This window comes from Mesorhizobium sp. ORM8.1, assembly GCF_053005525.2.
The window spans coordinates 1,539,835-1,554,118 of sequence record NZ_CM132600.1 but is presented as its reverse complement, the minus strand read 5'-3'; the positions used below and the strand labels follow the sequence as shown (position 1 = coordinate 1,554,118).

The 14,284-nt window shown below is 61.1% G+C and carries 14 protein-coding genes; 5 read left to right on the top strand and 9 right to left on the bottom strand.

What is annotated here, in order from left to right:
• Window positions 1-12: 12 nt before the first annotated feature.
• Entirely contained in the window at window positions 13-753 is a 741-nt protein-coding gene (locus ACVDG8_RS08260) for a Crp/Fnr family transcriptional regulator (RefSeq protein ID WP_447254272.1), read from the bottom strand.
• A 464-nt stretch (window positions 754-1,217) separates the two neighbouring features.
• Between ACVDG8_RS08260 and ACVDG8_RS08255 the strand changes: the two genes are divergently transcribed.
• The 4 genes from ACVDG8_RS08255 (at window position 1,218) to ACVDG8_RS08240 (ending at window position 7,006) form a co-directional block, all read left to right on the top strand.
• Window positions 1,218-2,423 carry a hypothetical protein gene (locus ACVDG8_RS08255; protein WP_447254271.1) on the top strand — a complete coding sequence of 402 codons (1,206 nt, stop codon included), beginning with the start codon at window positions 1,218-1,220 and terminating at the stop codon, window positions 2,421-2,423.
• A 116-nt stretch (window positions 2,424-2,539) separates the two neighbouring features.
• Window positions 2,540-3,658 (top strand): DEAD/DEAH box helicase, encoded by a 1,119-nt coding sequence (locus ACVDG8_RS08250; protein ID WP_455707629.1) that lies wholly within the window; start codon window positions 2,540-2,542, stop codon window positions 3,656-3,658.
• Between the two features lie 22 nt (window positions 3,659-3,680).
• Entirely contained in the window at window positions 3,681-4,538 is an 858-nt protein-coding gene (locus ACVDG8_RS08245) for a TRCF domain-containing protein (protein WP_455707628.1), read from the top strand.
• A 476-nt stretch (window positions 4,539-5,014) separates the two neighbouring features.
• Window positions 5,015-7,006: an AI-2E family transporter gene (locus ACVDG8_RS08240; RefSeq protein WP_447254269.1), complete on the top strand. Its 1,992-nt coding sequence runs from the start codon at window positions 5,015-5,017 to the stop codon at window positions 7,004-7,006.
• 75 nt (window positions 7,007-7,081) lie between these two features.
• Here the strand turns inward: ACVDG8_RS08240 and cyoD are convergent, their stop codons facing one another.
• The 6 genes from cyoD to ACVDG8_RS08210 all read right to left on the bottom strand — a co-directional run bounded on the left by cyoD (window position 7,082) and on the right by ACVDG8_RS08210 (window position 12,296).
• A complete protein-coding gene (gene cyoD / locus ACVDG8_RS08235) occupies window positions 7,082-7,492 on the bottom strand; it encodes a cytochrome o ubiquinol oxidase subunit IV (RefSeq protein WP_447254268.1) in 411 nt (136 codons plus the stop codon).
• Complete coding sequence (locus ACVDG8_RS08230) at window positions 7,489-8,175, bottom strand: cytochrome (ubi)quinol oxidase subunit III (RefSeq protein ID WP_447254267.1); 687 nt, start codon at window positions 8,173-8,175, stop codon at window positions 7,489-7,491. Before ACVDG8_RS08230 ends, cyoD begins: the two co-directional genes overlap by 4 nt.
• Window positions 8,172-10,172, bottom strand: a complete 2,001-nt coding sequence (gene cyoB, locus ACVDG8_RS08225) for a cytochrome o ubiquinol oxidase subunit I (RefSeq protein WP_447257266.1) — start codon at window positions 10,170-10,172, stop codon at window positions 8,172-8,174. The genes ACVDG8_RS08230 and cyoB overlap by 4 nt, the downstream gene beginning before the upstream one ends.
• 2 nt (window positions 10,173-10,174) lie before the next feature.
• On the bottom strand, window positions 10,175-10,741 hold the full coding sequence (locus ACVDG8_RS08220) for a cytochrome ubiquinol oxidase subunit II (protein WP_447254266.1): 567 nt from the start codon (window positions 10,739-10,741) through the stop codon (window positions 10,175-10,177).
• Between the two features lie 74 nt (window positions 10,742-10,815).
• On the bottom strand, window positions 10,816-11,127 hold the full coding sequence (locus ACVDG8_RS08215; protein ID WP_447254265.1) for a hypothetical protein: 312 nt from the start codon (window positions 11,125-11,127) through the stop codon (window positions 10,816-10,818).
• Window positions 11,128-11,426: 299 nt separating this feature from the next.
• Window positions 11,427-12,296 carry an MBL fold metallo-hydrolase gene (locus ACVDG8_RS08210; RefSeq protein WP_447254264.1) on the bottom strand — a complete coding sequence of 290 codons (870 nt, stop codon included), beginning with the start codon at window positions 12,294-12,296 and terminating at the stop codon, window positions 11,427-11,429.
• Window positions 12,297-12,609: 313 nt separating this feature from the next.
• Between ACVDG8_RS08210 and ACVDG8_RS08205 the strand changes: the two genes are divergently transcribed.
• Window positions 12,610-13,779, top strand: coding sequence for a beta-glucosidase (locus tag ACVDG8_RS08205; RefSeq protein WP_447254263.1), 1,170 nt, complete (start codon window positions 12,610-12,612; stop codon window positions 13,777-13,779).
• A 52-nt stretch (window positions 13,780-13,831) separates the two neighbouring features.
• On the opposite strand, the gene ACVDG8_RS08200 is transcribed toward ACVDG8_RS08205, so the two are convergent.
• Both ACVDG8_RS08200 and ACVDG8_RS08195 read right to left on the bottom strand, forming a co-directional pair.
• On the bottom strand, window positions 13,832-13,987 hold the full coding sequence (locus ACVDG8_RS08200) for a hypothetical protein (protein WP_447257265.1): 156 nt from the start codon (window positions 13,985-13,987) through the stop codon (window positions 13,832-13,834).
• Window positions 13,953-14,210, bottom strand: coding sequence for a DUF892 family protein (locus tag ACVDG8_RS08195; protein ID WP_447254262.1), 258 nt, complete (start codon window positions 14,208-14,210; stop codon window positions 13,953-13,955). Before ACVDG8_RS08195 ends, ACVDG8_RS08200 begins: the two co-directional genes overlap by 35 nt.
• Between the last annotated feature and the right edge of the window lie 74 nt (window positions 14,211-14,284).

Sequence of the window (14,284 nt, the reverse complement as noted above, 5' to 3'; positions counted from 1 at the left end):
GGAGAGCTTCCGTCACAACTGGTCAGCGGGGTTCCTTTGATGCAGGTAGGTCGTGTCGAAATCTCCTGCATGAGTGAGGCCGGCCCAGTCCAGTGCATGCACTTTTGATCCCGTGGTGGCGATCAGGCCTTTGCGTCGTAGTTCCTGAAGCATGCGGTTGACGTGGACCGTGGAAAGACCCAGCGCATCGCCAAGGGCTGCCTGTGTAATGGGGAGATCCGCCACGTGATCCTGGATGCGTCCGACCGAGCGCAGGCGACAAATCAGCTCGCACAGGATGTGAGCCATGCGCGTGTAACCCTCGCGTCTTCCCACATTGGTGACCCACTCTCTGTAGATCGCGGCATCGATCAACGTCGACCGCCAAAAAGCGGTGGCGATGCGAGGGTGCTGGTCGCAAATACTGCGGATAGTGTCGTGCCGCATGAAACCTATTCGAGCTGGCGTAAGGGTCGAGAAGTTACAATCCATGACCGACAGATGCAGCCCGTGCAGATCAGGAATGTCGCCGGCCACAAAGAAGGAGGTGATCTGTCGTTTTCCTTCGCCAGTATGCTTGGTGGACCCGACCAGCCCATCTAGAACGACGAACGAGTAAACAGGACGGTCGCCCTCACGCACTAGGTCATGGTTGGCAGAAAAATCCTTCTCCTGGATCGGAATGCCTCTCAGAACGCCGATGTCGGCCTCCCGAACATCCGAGATGGTCTGGAGCTTGCGAATGAGCACATCCGAGGGCGAAGTGGTAGACAAATTAGTGACCTAGCTGATGTGTTGATCGAACTGTTAGTCGCGCCAAAAGTTCCGGTCAGCCGGTGACGGCTCCCGGAGCGATGGGCGTCGCGTGGTGATCGTTATTGTGGCAATTCGCATGGAAACGCATGAACGGCCCCAGAGGCGGCGCCGCTTGACGTTGTTCGGCACGCAGCGTTCCGCCGGCAGCGAGCGTGATTGGAGATCCCGGAATGATCGAAGCTACCGTTTTCAAGCAGCCATAGGTGAGCCGAGGCAGTGACGCATTAACCTGTGACATAGGCCCGATCCGAAAATGTCCCGCTTACAGCCTGGTTGGGAGCCAACTCATCACGGCGCAGCTCGATCCTGTCGCTCGCCTCGTTTCAAAGCGCGTCCGCCCGGTGCTGGAACACTTTTGATGCGCGCCACCAGGAACGGGGTGGCTCTGCTGACGTTCTCCCGGTGGCAAGGTGAGATTATCAGTGAACAGGCATATTGCGCATACGGATGTCGAACAAATCGGTCACACGGATGAAAACGGGTTCGCGATAGAGCAGGGCGGCCCGCCATCTTCAGCAATCGCGGCAGCGCTGGCCGGCGGCCTGGAAGCCCGTCCTGACAAGCACGTCTTCCACATAGCCGCCTCGGAACGCAGTGCCGAGGAGATTGCCGCGGCTTTGCGTCAGTTCCTGCCCCACGCGGAGATCATTTTCCTGCCGTCCTGGGATTGCCTACCCTACGATAGGGTGTGGCCAACACGCGCCAGTATGGGGCGAAGGCTTCGTGCGCTGCGCCAGATCGCAACCAAGCCCGATCGTGCGCGCATCGCTGTCATGTCCATCGAAGCCAGTCTGCAGCGGGTGCCGCCCGCTCCGGTCATCGCCGGCGGGTTCGATGTTCTGGAGGTGGGGCAAAAGTTCGACCGGGACGATTTCAGAATGAGGTCCGAAGCAATCGGCTATGTCGTCGACGAGCGGGTCGACGAACCGGGTGAGATAGCTTTTCGGGGCGACCTCATGGATATCTTTCCCGCTGGCGACGATGGACCGGTTCGTATCGTCATCGGTCCGGACGGCTGCGTCCGCGAAATCAAGACTTACGATCCAGCCAGCCAGCTCAGCGAACAGATGCGTCGCTCCATCACCGTGGGACCGGCATCCGAGCTGATTTTAAAAGCCGGGGACCATCCCGCGTTGGCAGCCATGCGCGCGACCTCGATGGAAGAGCGTCTCGTCGCGTTGTATGGCGGCATGCCCTCGGTCTTCGATGCAACATCCAGCGCCTCGATATCCTTCCTTGAAGGGATCGATGGTCCGCCGCTCGATCGAATTCTCGATCTGGTCGAGGATGCACGTCGTGCCAGGCAGGAGGTTGCCGGACCGGCAAAACCCTTGCCGACGCAATTTTACCTGTCGCGTGACGAGTGGGATGCTGCCGTGCGTAGCCGCCACATGAGACTTGCCGCTTCTGCCTCTCGAGTCCCCAAATTCTTTCGCCAAGCTCGACCCGGGCATGGGTTCGCGGAATTCGTGACGGCTCAGGCGAGCGCCGGGGTCCGCGTGGTGTTCACCGGCGATGTGTCTGAACTGCAGCGAGCCGATCGCCTGCTCGACAGGAAGCTGGGCCGCCGGGGGAGAAAGCGGCCGACTGGCCGCAAATCCTTTCGGCGGCGCGAGGCTCACTTCTGAAGGCTGAATTCGTCCTCGACGAAGGGTTTGTCGATGCGCAATCCGGCATCGCGGTGGTGACCGCAACGGACCTATTTGGTTCCGCCTTGAAGGTGGATGGCAACGCGGCCAGGACTATGTTCGAACCCGAGTTGCGCATTGGCGATGTCGTCGTTCATGAAGATCATGGCCTGGGCGTGCTCGTGGCAGTCGAACAGGTCGATCTGGCCGGCCAGCAACAGGATGTCGTCAGGCTGGAATATCATGGCGGAGCTTCCTTGCTGGTTCCGGTCGATGAGTTTGGGCGGATATGGCGCTACGGCTCGGAGCCCGATGCAGTACCACTCGATCGGCTTAACGGCGAAGGCTGGCCCAGGCGACGCGAAGCGGCGTTGCGCGAGATCGACTGGCTCGCCAAGCGCCTGGTGAGCCTTGCCGAAGTCAGGTCCAGCCAGCCTGCCGAGATCATAAAGCCCTCGCGCGCCGACTTGGCCCGATTTGCAGCGAAATTTCCCTATACCGAGACTGCCGACCAGGCTGCCGCCATCCGCGCCGTGCTTGACGACCTGTCGTCGGGGAAAACAATGAACAGGCTGGTCTGCGGCGATGTCGGCTTCGGCAAGACAGAGGTGGCCCTGCGCGCTTGCGCCGCCGTTGCTCTGTGCGAGAAACAAGTTGCGATCATAGCGCCGACAACGGTGTTGGCACGCCAGCACTACGAGACGTTCAGCCGCCGCTTCGCAGGAACGGGCCTCCAGGTTGCGCACCTTTCAAGAATGGTCGGGGCAGCGGAAGCAAGAGCGACAAAAGAGGGCCTGCGCAGTGGGCAGGTTGCGGTCGTGGTGGGTACTCAAGCGCTAGCCGCCAAGAGCGTCGACTTTGCCAATCTTGGGCTGCTGGTGATCGACGAGGAGCACCGGTTCGGTGTCAAGTTGAAGCAGGCCCTGCGGAACATGGCGCGCCGGCTTCACACGCTGAGCATGAGCGCCACGCCGATACCCCGGACGCTGCAATCGGCGCTGTCGGGCATCCAGGATGTCAGCGTTCTAAACTCTCCGCCCGCCAAAAGGCGTCCGGTCCGCACGGTCCTGTCAGCGTTCGATCCAGCATCGGTGCGCGCCGCCCTTTGCGTGAATTTCAAAGGGGTGGACAGAGCTTCTTCGTGGTCCCGCGCATCGAGGACATCGCCCCGGTCTGCGACCAGCTCAACAGACTGGCGCCGGAACTCGAGGTTAAGACGGCGCATGGCGAAATGAAAGGAGACAGCTGGACGAAGTCATGGTCGGTTTCGCCGACGGTGATGGAGACATCTTGTTGAGCACCGACATCATCGAGAGCGGGCTTGATGTGCCGCGGGCCAACACCATCATTGTTTGGCGAGCGGATCGCTTCGGTCTGGCACAGCTGCACCAGCTCCGCGGCCGGGTCGGTAGAGGAGTGGTGCAGGCCATTGCGTTTCTTCTGACCGAGCCTGGCGTTGAACTGGCCGACAGCACCAAGGCCCGACTTTCGACGATGCTTGCGCTCGATCGGCTCGGCTCCGGCTTGGCGATCAGCCAAAGGGACCTCGACCTGCGCGGTGCCGGAGATCTCTTCGGCGAAGATCAGGCTGGACATATGAAGCTGCTCGGAGCCGGCCTCTATGAGCACTTGCTGGAGCGGGCGGTTTCGGCGGCTGGAGGAGGGCCTGGTCCCGAAAAGCAACTTGCCGACATCGCCGGCTCGGAAAAAGGGGCTTTCCCCGAAAGTTATGTCAACGAGCCGACGGTGCGTGTTGGCCTTTATGCGCGGCTCTCTCGGATGCGTTCGGGCTCGGACCTCGATGCATTCAGCGAAGAGCTCGAGGACCGCTTTGGAGACATGCCTGGCGAGGTGGCCGTTTTGCTGGAGCTTGCCAGGTTGCGAATAGCAGCGTCGGAACTGGGTGTGGCCAAAGTCGATGTGGGCCCTAGCGCCATCGCGATCACATTGCACAACAAGCCGGCGGCCGCACAATGGCGCGATAGCAAGGGATTGGAGTACCGAAACGGCCGCTTAATTTTCAGGCCGACCCAGCCCCGCGTCGCAGACGCCGATGCCGTTCGCTTGGCGCTTGATGCCATGCGCGCCGCCCAGGCGAGTGACGTGATTGATTGAATCTGCAGCCACTGGCGAACGCGCAATATCATCCCGCGACGTCGCGTCGTGCGTGGGAACTCGGCCGGAGTCCAAGGCTCCTTGCGCCGGCGCCGTGCCTGGAGATTTCGGTCGCATTGCCGGCTCCAGATCGTGTGGGAAGTTCGGCGAGTCGATAGGCAGTTCGTCGGTGGAAATCCACTCTTTCTGAGTCACTGCCGGAAGCATCTCAGCAACCTCGATCATGATGTCGTTCACGAAATTATCCATCGATGCGCGAATTCCTTTCATGACCAATCCTTGGAACCAATGTCCCCGCCGGTCCCATGGCGTTGTCAAGAGCAAGGCCCGACATTCGGGTCAACTGGCTGCACACAAACGAGCGGGCGAGTCGGCCAATCGATTGGCAGCGCAAGCGGGACTCTCTTCAAGCTGGCACCACAAGTTGCGCTCTGCCTGAATATGTCTGATCATGCGGAGTTGGGCAGGAGAATTGGATGGCGACAAGTCGGCTAAACGGCGCGCAACCCTCTGTTCCTCGGTTGAGGGACATCGACATAGGGACCACGGCACACCCGCGCACTGCTTTGCCCACGGTAGCGACTGTCGTGACAGTAGTTGCCGCATTATATTTCGGCCGCGAGGTATTCCTCCCCATTGCCATCGCGCTGCTGTTCACCTTCGCGCTTGCGCCGGTGGTTTCCGCGCTCAAACGGATCGGCATTCCCCGCCTTGCAGCCGTCATCTCCAGCGTGCTTGGCACCTTCGCAGCGCTCGCCCTGTTCTCCTTCGTTGTCGTTACGCAAGTCGGTGAGCTGGCGCAGAATGTTTCGCTTTACCAAGCGAATATCCTGACCAAGGTCAGGTCCCTGAAAGAAACCGGCGTCGGCGGCGGCATCATCGCCAGGTTGACCGGAGTGATCGAGCGCGTTGGCCAGGAGATCAACAAGCAGGAGCCCTCGCAGCCAGCAGCCAGCCAGCCTCAACGCGAACCGGTTCCCGTTGAGATCGTATCGCGCGAAAGGCCGCTCGAGATCCTGCAAAACCTGATCGCCCCGCTTATCAGTCCGCTGGCGTCAGCGGGGCTCATAATTGTCGTCGTTATTTTCATGCTGCTCGAGCGCGAGGATCTTCGAGATCGGTTCATAAGGTTGGTCGGCTACGGCGACCTTCACAGAACCACCGAAGCGCTCCAGGACGCCGGCAAGCGGCTCGGCCGCTATCTGCTCATGCAACTGGTCGTGAACATCTTGTACGCCGTTCCGATCTCGATCGGGCTGTGGGTCCTTGGGATCCCCAATGCACTGCTGTGGGGGTTGCTGGCGTTGGCGCTGCGCTTCGTTCCCTATATCGGTCCTATCATCGGTGCACTGCTGCCCTTGTTCCTTGCTCTGGCCGTGGCTCCTGGATGGTCGCTCGTACTATGGACAGCCGCGCTGTTCGTGATCATGGAAGTTATCACTGGCAACGTCATCGAACCCTGGCTCTACGGGTCCCGCACAGGGCTCTCTCCCTTGGCAATCATCGTAGCCGCGATTTTCTGGACCTGGCTCTGGGGACCTCTCGGTCTGGTTTTGTCTACGCCGCTCACGGTCTGTCTCGTCGTGCTGGGCAGGCATGTGGCGCAGTTCGAGTTCCTCGACGTTTTGTTTGGCAACGAACCTGTGCTCGAGCCACATGCCCGGCTGTATCAGCGTCTGCTGGCCGGCGATCCAGAAGAAGCCACGGACCACGCCGAGGAGATTCTCGAGGAACAATATCTGTTCGAGTTCTACGGCAAGGTCGCGGTTCCCGCCCTGCTGCTCGGCGAACAAGACCGGGTCAGGGGCGTGATGGATGATCACCAACTGCGGCAGCTGGCTGCCAGCGCCCAGACATTGGTGGCGAATCTTGACGACAGCGCTCAGGAGGAAGCGGAGGAGGACGATATCGCTACGGGCGATGCGTCTGGCTCGGACAGGGAGAAGGCAATCGATGGGGAAGCAGGACAGGACGTCGATCTCCCAGACGGCACCGGCCTGGCCGTACTTTGTGCCGGCGGCCGCGGCGAACTCGACGACGCGGCCGCGGCGATGCTGGGGCAGGTGTTGCTGACCCAAGGCGCGGTCACGTCAAAGGCCAGTTTTGCAGAGCTGCATCCGGCGAGCATTCGCCGGCTGCAGCTGGATGGGCTGAACACTGTCGCGATCGGGTTCCTGAACCGCAACTCCGTCAAACATGCGCGTTTTATGGTGCGTCGCATAAAACGCATCAATCCAGCGATACGGGTGGGCGTAGTGTTCTGGGGAGGAAACGACGACGACCATGGAGAGACAGCCGGTAAATTAGCCAACGACATTAATGCTGACTTCGTCGCGCTCGACATGGTGAGCGCGGTGACGGGGGCGCTGTCGAGGGAGCCGCCGGTTGCACTGAGCACCGTTGCCAAGCGGCGCGCTCGCCGCAGGCCACCGGCGCGCAGCAAAGACACCTTTGTATCAGCCAGATGAGGTGGAAGAGAGCGCTCGTTTGGCCTCTCGGATTCTGGTGGATAGGCTTCGGTGCTCGGGCAAGCTGCAGGTCGCTCAAGGCATTGTTGTGGCCTGATGGGTCGACATGGCAGCCATGTTCTCATTCAGGTGGGCCATGATCCAGACTGAGCCCAGAACCACCAGCGCCACGATCAGCACGCCGAAGGCGAGGGCCAGGATGTTGTTGGTGTTGTCCGGCCCGGTGGTCAGGTGCAGAAAGAAGACAAGATGCACACCCATCTGCGCGACAGTGAGCACCACCAGGGCCGAGATGACCGCCGGCTGGTAAATCAGGTTGGTTTGCGCCGCCATGAACGACGCAATCGTGAGCAGGATGGCCAGGCCGAAGCCGAGCAGGTAGCCCAAAAGCCCGCCAGCCATTTCGTGCTCTGTTATGCGTTCCTCGCCCGGTGCTGAATCGCGGCGGTCCTGTATTTCGCCGGGCCTGCTCTCGGTCTCTGTCATGGCGATGCTCCCAATACATAGACCAGGGTGAAGATGGCAACCCAGACGATGTCGAGTGCGTGCCAGAAAAGGCTGAAGCAATGCAGCCGCCGCAAAATGTCCGGCCGAAAGCCCTTGACCCACAGCTGCGCCATCATGGTGCCCAGCCAGAGCAGCCCAAGTCCGACGTGGGTCCCGTGGCAGCCTACGAGCGCAAAAAAGGCTGAAAGAAATGCGCTGCGCGAGGGGCCTGCCTGCTCGCCGATCATTGCCGTGAACTCCTGCACCTCCAGGAACAGGAAGGCTGCCCCGAGCAACCCGGTGACGAGAAGCCAGGACTGCGTGGCAGCCATCGATCTGCGGTGGGTCGCGAGCGATGCCAAGCCACCGGTGAAGCTTGAGGTGAGGAGGAGGCCCGTCTGCACGGCGACGCGCGTGGGCTCGAACAAATCCTTGCCGGTCGGTCCGCCGGCGGTCGCCTTGGCAAGCACGGCATACGCCGCGAAGAAGGCCGAGAATATGATGATGTCGGACAGCAGAAAGATCCAGAAGCCATATGCCACGGTGACGAATTTCGAGGCTGGCCCGCCTTCTCCGTGGCCGGTCGCGGAGCGCACGCCGTGCCGGCCGCCGTGACCAAGCCGACAGGGGTCTCGTGTCTGGGTGCCCGCGCCGAAGCCGCCGGGTAAAGCGTGATCGCTCATGCCGGGCGCTCCCATCTGCGCAACCAGGCAAACTGCGCGGCCTCGCGGTCCTGGTCGATGCGCGCAACCTCGTCGGCGGCGATCTCGTAGTCCCCATGATCGCGCCAGGCGAAGGCGACGAAGGTGATATAGGCGCCGATGAAGTCGACGATCGCCAGCCACCATATGTGCCAGATCAGCGCAAAGCCGATCAGCGTGCTGAAGAAGGCGGTGACGAAGCCTGTCGGGCTGTTGCGCGGCATCTCGATGGGCTCGTATTCATTGTCCTCGTCTGCGCTCTGCTCAATCCCTCTTTGCTTGATGCGCCAGTAGGGCTCTTCGTTCTCGACGTGAGGCAGCCGCGCATAGTTGAAGACGGGAGGAGGGGATGATGTCGACCATTCCAGCGAACGCCCGTCCCACCGGTCGCCGGTTTCGTCACGAAGTCTGTCGCGAAGCCGGATCGAAACGAGAAGCTGTGCGATCTGCAGGGCGGCGCCGGCGATCATGACCAGAACGCCGAACGCGGCCACAACCAGCCACGGCGTCCAAAGATCCAAGTCGATATGTTGCAGGCGCCGCGTCATGCCGAGCAGACCGACGACATAAAGCGGCACGAAGACCAGCACGTAGCCGGCCAAGGTGACCCAGAATGCCGCCTTCCCCCAGCCTTCGTGCAAGCGGAAGCCGAACGCCTTGGGGAACCAGTAGGTGAAGCCGGCGAAAGCGCCGAACAGCACGCCCGAAATGATGACGTTGTGGAAATGGGCCACCAGGAAAAGAGAGTTGTGCAGCACGAAGTCGGCCGGTGGGACGGCAAGCAGAACGCCAGTCATGCCGCCAATTGTGAAGGTGGTCACGAAAGCCAGCGCCCAAAGCATCGGCGTGTCGAAGCGAACGCGCCCGCCATACATGGTGAAGAGCCAGTTGTAGATCTTTACGCCGGTGCCGACCGCGATGACTGACGTGGCGATGCCGAAGGCTGCGTTGACGTCCGCTCCGGCGCCCATGGTGAAGAAATGGTGCAGCCAGACCATGAAGGACACGATGCAGATGAACATCGTGGCCGCGACCATCGAACGGTATCCGAACAGCGGCTTTGACGAGAAAGTCGAGAAGATTTCGGAAAAGATACCGAAGGCAGGAAGCACCAGAATGTACACTTCGGGATGGCCCCAGGCCCAGATCAGGTTGACGAACATCATCTGATTTCCGCCGGCTTCGTTGGTGAAGAAATGGAAGCCGAGATAGCGGTCCAGCGTCAGTATCGCGAGCGTGGCGGTGAGGATCGGGAAGGCCGCGACAATGAGCAGGTTGGACGCGAGCGAGGTCCAGCAGAACATCGGCATTCGCAGATAGCCCATTCCCGGGGCACGTATCTTGAGGATGGTCGTCACCAGGTTGACGCCGGTCAGGAGCGTTCCGACACCGGAGATCTGGATCGACCACAGATAGTAATCGACGCCGACGCCCGGCGAGTAGGTGGTTTCCGACAAGGGGGCGTAGGGCAGCCAGCCGGTGCGCGCGAACTCGCCGACGACAAGTGAGATGTTGACCAGCAGGGCTCCGGAAGCCGTCAGCCAGAAGCTGACGGAATTGAGTGTCGGAAAGGCGACATCGCGTATGCCAAGCTGCAGAGGCACAACGAAATTCATCAGGCCGATCATGAAAGGCATCGCCGCGAAGAAGATCATGATCGTGCCGTGTGCGGAAAAGATCTGGTCATAATGCTCGGGCGGCAGGTAGCCCGGTCCGTGGATCGCCAGCACTTGTTGTGTGCGCATCATGATGGCATCGACGAAGCCACGCAGAAGCATGAGCATCGCCAGCACGATGTACATCACGCCGATCCGCTTGTGGTCGACCGAGGTTATCCACTCGCTCCAGAGATAGGGCCAGTAGCCCTTCACCGTGATCCAGCCAAGCACGGCGGCTGCTGCCAGAAAGACGCCGAGGGCCGCACCGAGCGGGATGGGTTGATCGAAAGGAATGGCCGACCAGTCGAGCTTGCCCAGCATCGTCATTCTGCCCCTTCTGCTTGTGGACGATGCGCCATGGGTGGCGCCGCCACCGCGGGTATTTCCTTTGGACTCACCTGTGGCTCGCCGCTGGCCGCGCTTTCAGAAGGCCCCGGGCCCGGCGGCAGGGCCTGATGAACAACTGCCTCGAACAGCCCAGGCTGCACACGGCCGAACGAGGCCGGCGGCACGTTTTTGCTTTGCCGAGCGAGGTCGCGATAAGCGCTGGCGTTGAGTTCGCCGCCGCCAAGCAGCGACGCGGCCCAGCGGGTGAAGGCATCGGACGAAACTGCGTTCGCGCGGAAGTTCATGTCCGAGAAGCCGTCGCCGCTGAATTGGGCCGACTGACCGAAATAGCTGCCTTCTCTGTCGGCCTGCAGATGCAGCTCGGTCTGCATGCCGTTCACGACGTAAACCATGCTGCCAAGCTGAGGCACGAAGAACGTGTTCATCACGCTGGCCGACGTCAGCTTGAAATGCACCGGAACGCCGGCCGGAATGACCAGCTGATTAACCGCTCCCACGCCTTGCGCTGGATAGAGGAACAGCCATTTCCAGTCGAGCGCCACGACCTGCACATCCAGAGGCCGCTGGCCGGACTCGATCGGTTGGCGCGGATCGAGGTGGTATGATCCATAGTAGATCAACCCACCGAGAAAGAGATGGTGAGCGTCGGGATCGACCAGATCAACTCGATCCGGCCGGAATAGGTGAATTCCGGATCGTAACGAGCACTCCGGTTCCTGGCGCGGAATTTCCAGGCGAAGGCCAGCAATGCGATCAGCGTCGGAACCACGATCACCAGCATAACCGTCAGCGAGTTCAGAAGGATCGTGCGATTGCCCGCGCCAATTGGACCTTGCGGATCGAGCACACCACCCGCGCAACCTGGCATGAATGCGATGGCCGGTATCCACAGCAGAGGGTGTGCCAACCGGGCGCTCGATTGCGGCAATGCCAACTCCGCCGCGCAACTTGGAGAGCGCCCATCGCAGGGCCGCCGGTCCGTCGCGTTTTGCATCTGACGTTTCCCCTCACGCAGAACTCCAAGGCAGTTCGCCGGGTGCCGCCCACCGCCGAACGAACGCCCTAACTGGCGCCTCCCGGGTTTGTTCCGCCGACGCCTATCCATGGCGCCGGGGAAGCTTTGGAGAACCCTCGTTTCCGCTGGCGCAACCCGGCGGACACTTGATCGGCCCCGACTCAATTTTGCCGGTTTCTGAGCAGCGACAGAGATCGGCGGGTCGTACGGGCTCAGCTACTTGGGACAGTTGCCGGTTCGCGCGCGAATTTCATTTTCGGCGGCACGGCGACCTCCCTGAACCGGTCAGCCAGGGTGTCAAGAGCTTGGCGCATGCCAACGCCCGCGGCCGCCGCCCCATGTCCGCTGATGACCATCTGCGGTTTTAGCGCAGCCAATTGCTTCACGGATCTTTCCGCCGCGTCCCAGTCCGGCGTGAAGTAGCGCGGCGGACCGTGCATCTCGAGATCCTGAACGGCGACTTCATAGACCGACTCCTGACCCGTGGTGATGAACGCATCGCCCACGATCAACGAGCGGTCTTCCTCGCGCCAGAGCGAGACATGCCCTGGAGCATGTCCGGGTGTGTGCAGCCATCGCCATCCAGACATTGCCGGAAGCGATCCGTCGGCCGGCAGGATCTGCAACCTGTTGCCAAGATCGATCGGCCCGCGTGGAAAGAGCGGCGAAAGCAGTGCCATCAGTCCACCTCCCACCCAGGGATCCGGGGGCGAATAGGACCTGGTTCCGTCCAGATAGGGACGCTCGAGTGGATGCGCGAAGACAGGGACGTCCCAGGCATTGGCGAGGTCCAGAACCGTGCCCACATGATCGAAATGGCCGTGCGTCAAGATGATCGCGGCGGGCCGCGCGCCGGTCCCAAACCGACTTTCCGCGGCCGCAACGATGCTGCTTTTAGACGTCGGCAACCCCGTGTCGATCAGCACCCAGTTCCGATCTCCGCTGCCTGGGGCGCCGAAGAACACGACGTTCACAATTGATAGCCGCAAATAGCCCAAGTCTGATGCGATGCTCCATGCACCGTCGCCACGATCCTCTCGCCTGGCGTGGTCGATCTCGGAAAGTCGAATTTGAACAGTCATACGATCCCGTGCCTCTGTTGATCTGCTTGGTACTGAGTACTGAGAACCCGGTCGATTGTTCGACAGGGTGGTTATCGCCCCGAACTTGGTTCGGCGCTCCTTGTTCCTGCTTGCCGTTTGCCACTTGGCTCCCGGGCAGCCGAGCACGGGAACAAACGTTCGAAAAATCGGTTCGGCACAACCTGGCCACGCAAGGACAAGGGGGTATGCCGGACCGAGAACAGACTTACCCCAGCGGATGCAGTATTGCGCCCCGGCGCTCGCTTCCCGAACAAGACCGAGTTCGAAACCGATTGCCCATGGAGACCTCGAGATGACTGGAATGCGGCAAACGGACGGCCATGAAGGGGAGGCTTCGGTTCCGGGAGCGTCACGCTTTGCCAGTTTTTTCATGGCCGGCTTCGAGTGCTCCTCGCACCGCCGCAAGGACGGCGTTCGCCTCGACCTCATTCGTGCGACCTCGCACAATTTACATGCCCTGGGCGATTATCGCGGCTGCGCGGATCTCGGCCTTCGCACCGTCCGCGACGGGCTGCGTTGGCACTTGATCGAAACCGCCCCCGGAACCTATGACTGGTCAAGTTGGGCGCCGATGGTCGAGGCGGCCCGATCGGCGGGTGTCCAGGTTATCTGGGACATCTTCCATTACGGATCGCCAGACCATGTGGATCAAGGGTCGATGCATTTCATCGACGCTTATGCTTCCTTCGCAGCGGAGGCCGTGAGGGTACACCGTTCGATCGCCGGAACACCGCCTCTGTTGTGCCCGATCAACGAAATCTCCTTTTTCGCATGGGCCGTCGAGGTCGGCTATTTCCCGCGCGTGGGGCCGAACAAAAGGGGATGGTTCAAGCGACATCTCGTCAAGGCCGCCATCGCGGGGGTTCGTGCAATGCGCGAGATCGACCCCGCCTGCAGATTTGTCTGGGCCGAGCCGCTTATCCACATTGCTCCTCGCGACCGGACCCGCGGCGAACGGCGCCGGGCCGAAAACGCCCGTCGGGGGCAGTTCGAAGCCTACGATATGCTGTTGGGCCGCGCCGAACCTGAGCTCGGCGGGAGCGAAGATATTGTGGATGTCGTGGGCCTGAATTTTTATCCGCACAATCAATGGTACATAAACGGGCCGACAATTCCGATGGGACACCACGAGTACCGTGCTCTGTCGGAAATGCTGCTCGAGGTCGCTCATCGTTACGGCAAGCCGATGTTCATTGCCGAGACCGGCTCCGAAGGATCCGGCGGGCCGGCTTGGCTCCACTATGTTTGCGACGAGGTGCGGGCCGCGATGAGTCTCGAAGCAACGATCGAGGGTGTTTGCCTTTACCCGATAACGGCCTATCCCGGCTGGGACAATTCGCGACATGCGGAGGTGGGATTGTTTTCGGTCGTCCAGGCAGATGGCATGAGGCGCCTGCGCAGGCCCATCGCGGACGAATTGATCCGCCAGCAAGCTTTGTTCGCCGCGAACCGGACGGGCTGACGGATGTGGCCCGGCGCGGGGCGTCTGCTATGAACGCCCGCGCCCCGTTTGATCAGCTCTTTGCGGTTCCCCCGCCTCGCGCAGCTTGGCATACCGCCAGGTGACGTCGCTCAGGTTCCTTCAGCCAATTGGCCATGGCTTCCTCTTCGCTTAGATCGTGCTTGAGAACCCGTTCAGCGTCCTCGAAGCCACCGGCCTCGGCGAGCACCAACCGCGAATTGTAAGCGGCAATCTCGTCGTTTTCGAAGCGAAGTTCGCCAGGCTGATCTTGATGATTTCGTCGCCGGCTCTCGAATGTCCCATGGCAGCAGCCATGCTGCCAACATCGACAACGCCGTATCCTTTAGAGTGGAGTGCTCTTCGTCGAGGTCCTCCAGGACGGTTTCAAGTCGCGTGATCTGGCCTTCGGTTTCCTGAATGTGCCGACGCAAGCGGTCGTTCGCCTCCCGGATAATTCTCTCTACGCCCGACTTGTGGTTTCATTATCCGATAGCGCCTGGTTTTC

Coding starts and splice junctions, on each gene's coding strand:
- cyoD (WP_447254268.1), bottom strand. CDS start 7,492: ATGACAGAGACCGAGAGCAGGCCCGGCGAAATACAGGACCGCCGCGAT.
- ACVDG8_RS08245 (WP_455707628.1), top strand. CDS start 3,681: ATGGTCGGTTTCGCCGACGGTGATGGAGACATCTTGTTGAGCACCGAC.
- ACVDG8_RS08240 (WP_447254269.1), top strand. CDS start 5,015: ATGGCGACAAGTCGGCTAAACGGCGCGCAACCCTCTGTTCCTCGGTTG.
- ACVDG8_RS08205 (WP_447254263.1), top strand. CDS start 12,610: ATGACTGGAATGCGGCAAACGGACGGCCATGAAGGGGAGGCTTCGGTT.
- ACVDG8_RS08210 (WP_447254264.1), bottom strand. CDS start 12,296: ATGACTGTTCAAATTCGACTTTCCGAGATCGACCACGCCAGGCGAGAG.
- cyoB (WP_447257266.1), bottom strand. CDS start 10,172: ATGCTGGGCAAGCTCGACTGGTCGGCCATTCCTTTCGATCAACCCATC.
- ACVDG8_RS08250 (WP_455707629.1), top strand. CDS start 2,540: ATGTTCGAACCCGAGTTGCGCATTGGCGATGTCGTCGTTCATGAAGAT.
- ACVDG8_RS08230 (WP_447254267.1), bottom strand. CDS start 8,175: ATGAGCGATCACGCTTTACCCGGCGGCTTCGGCGCGGGCACCCAGACA.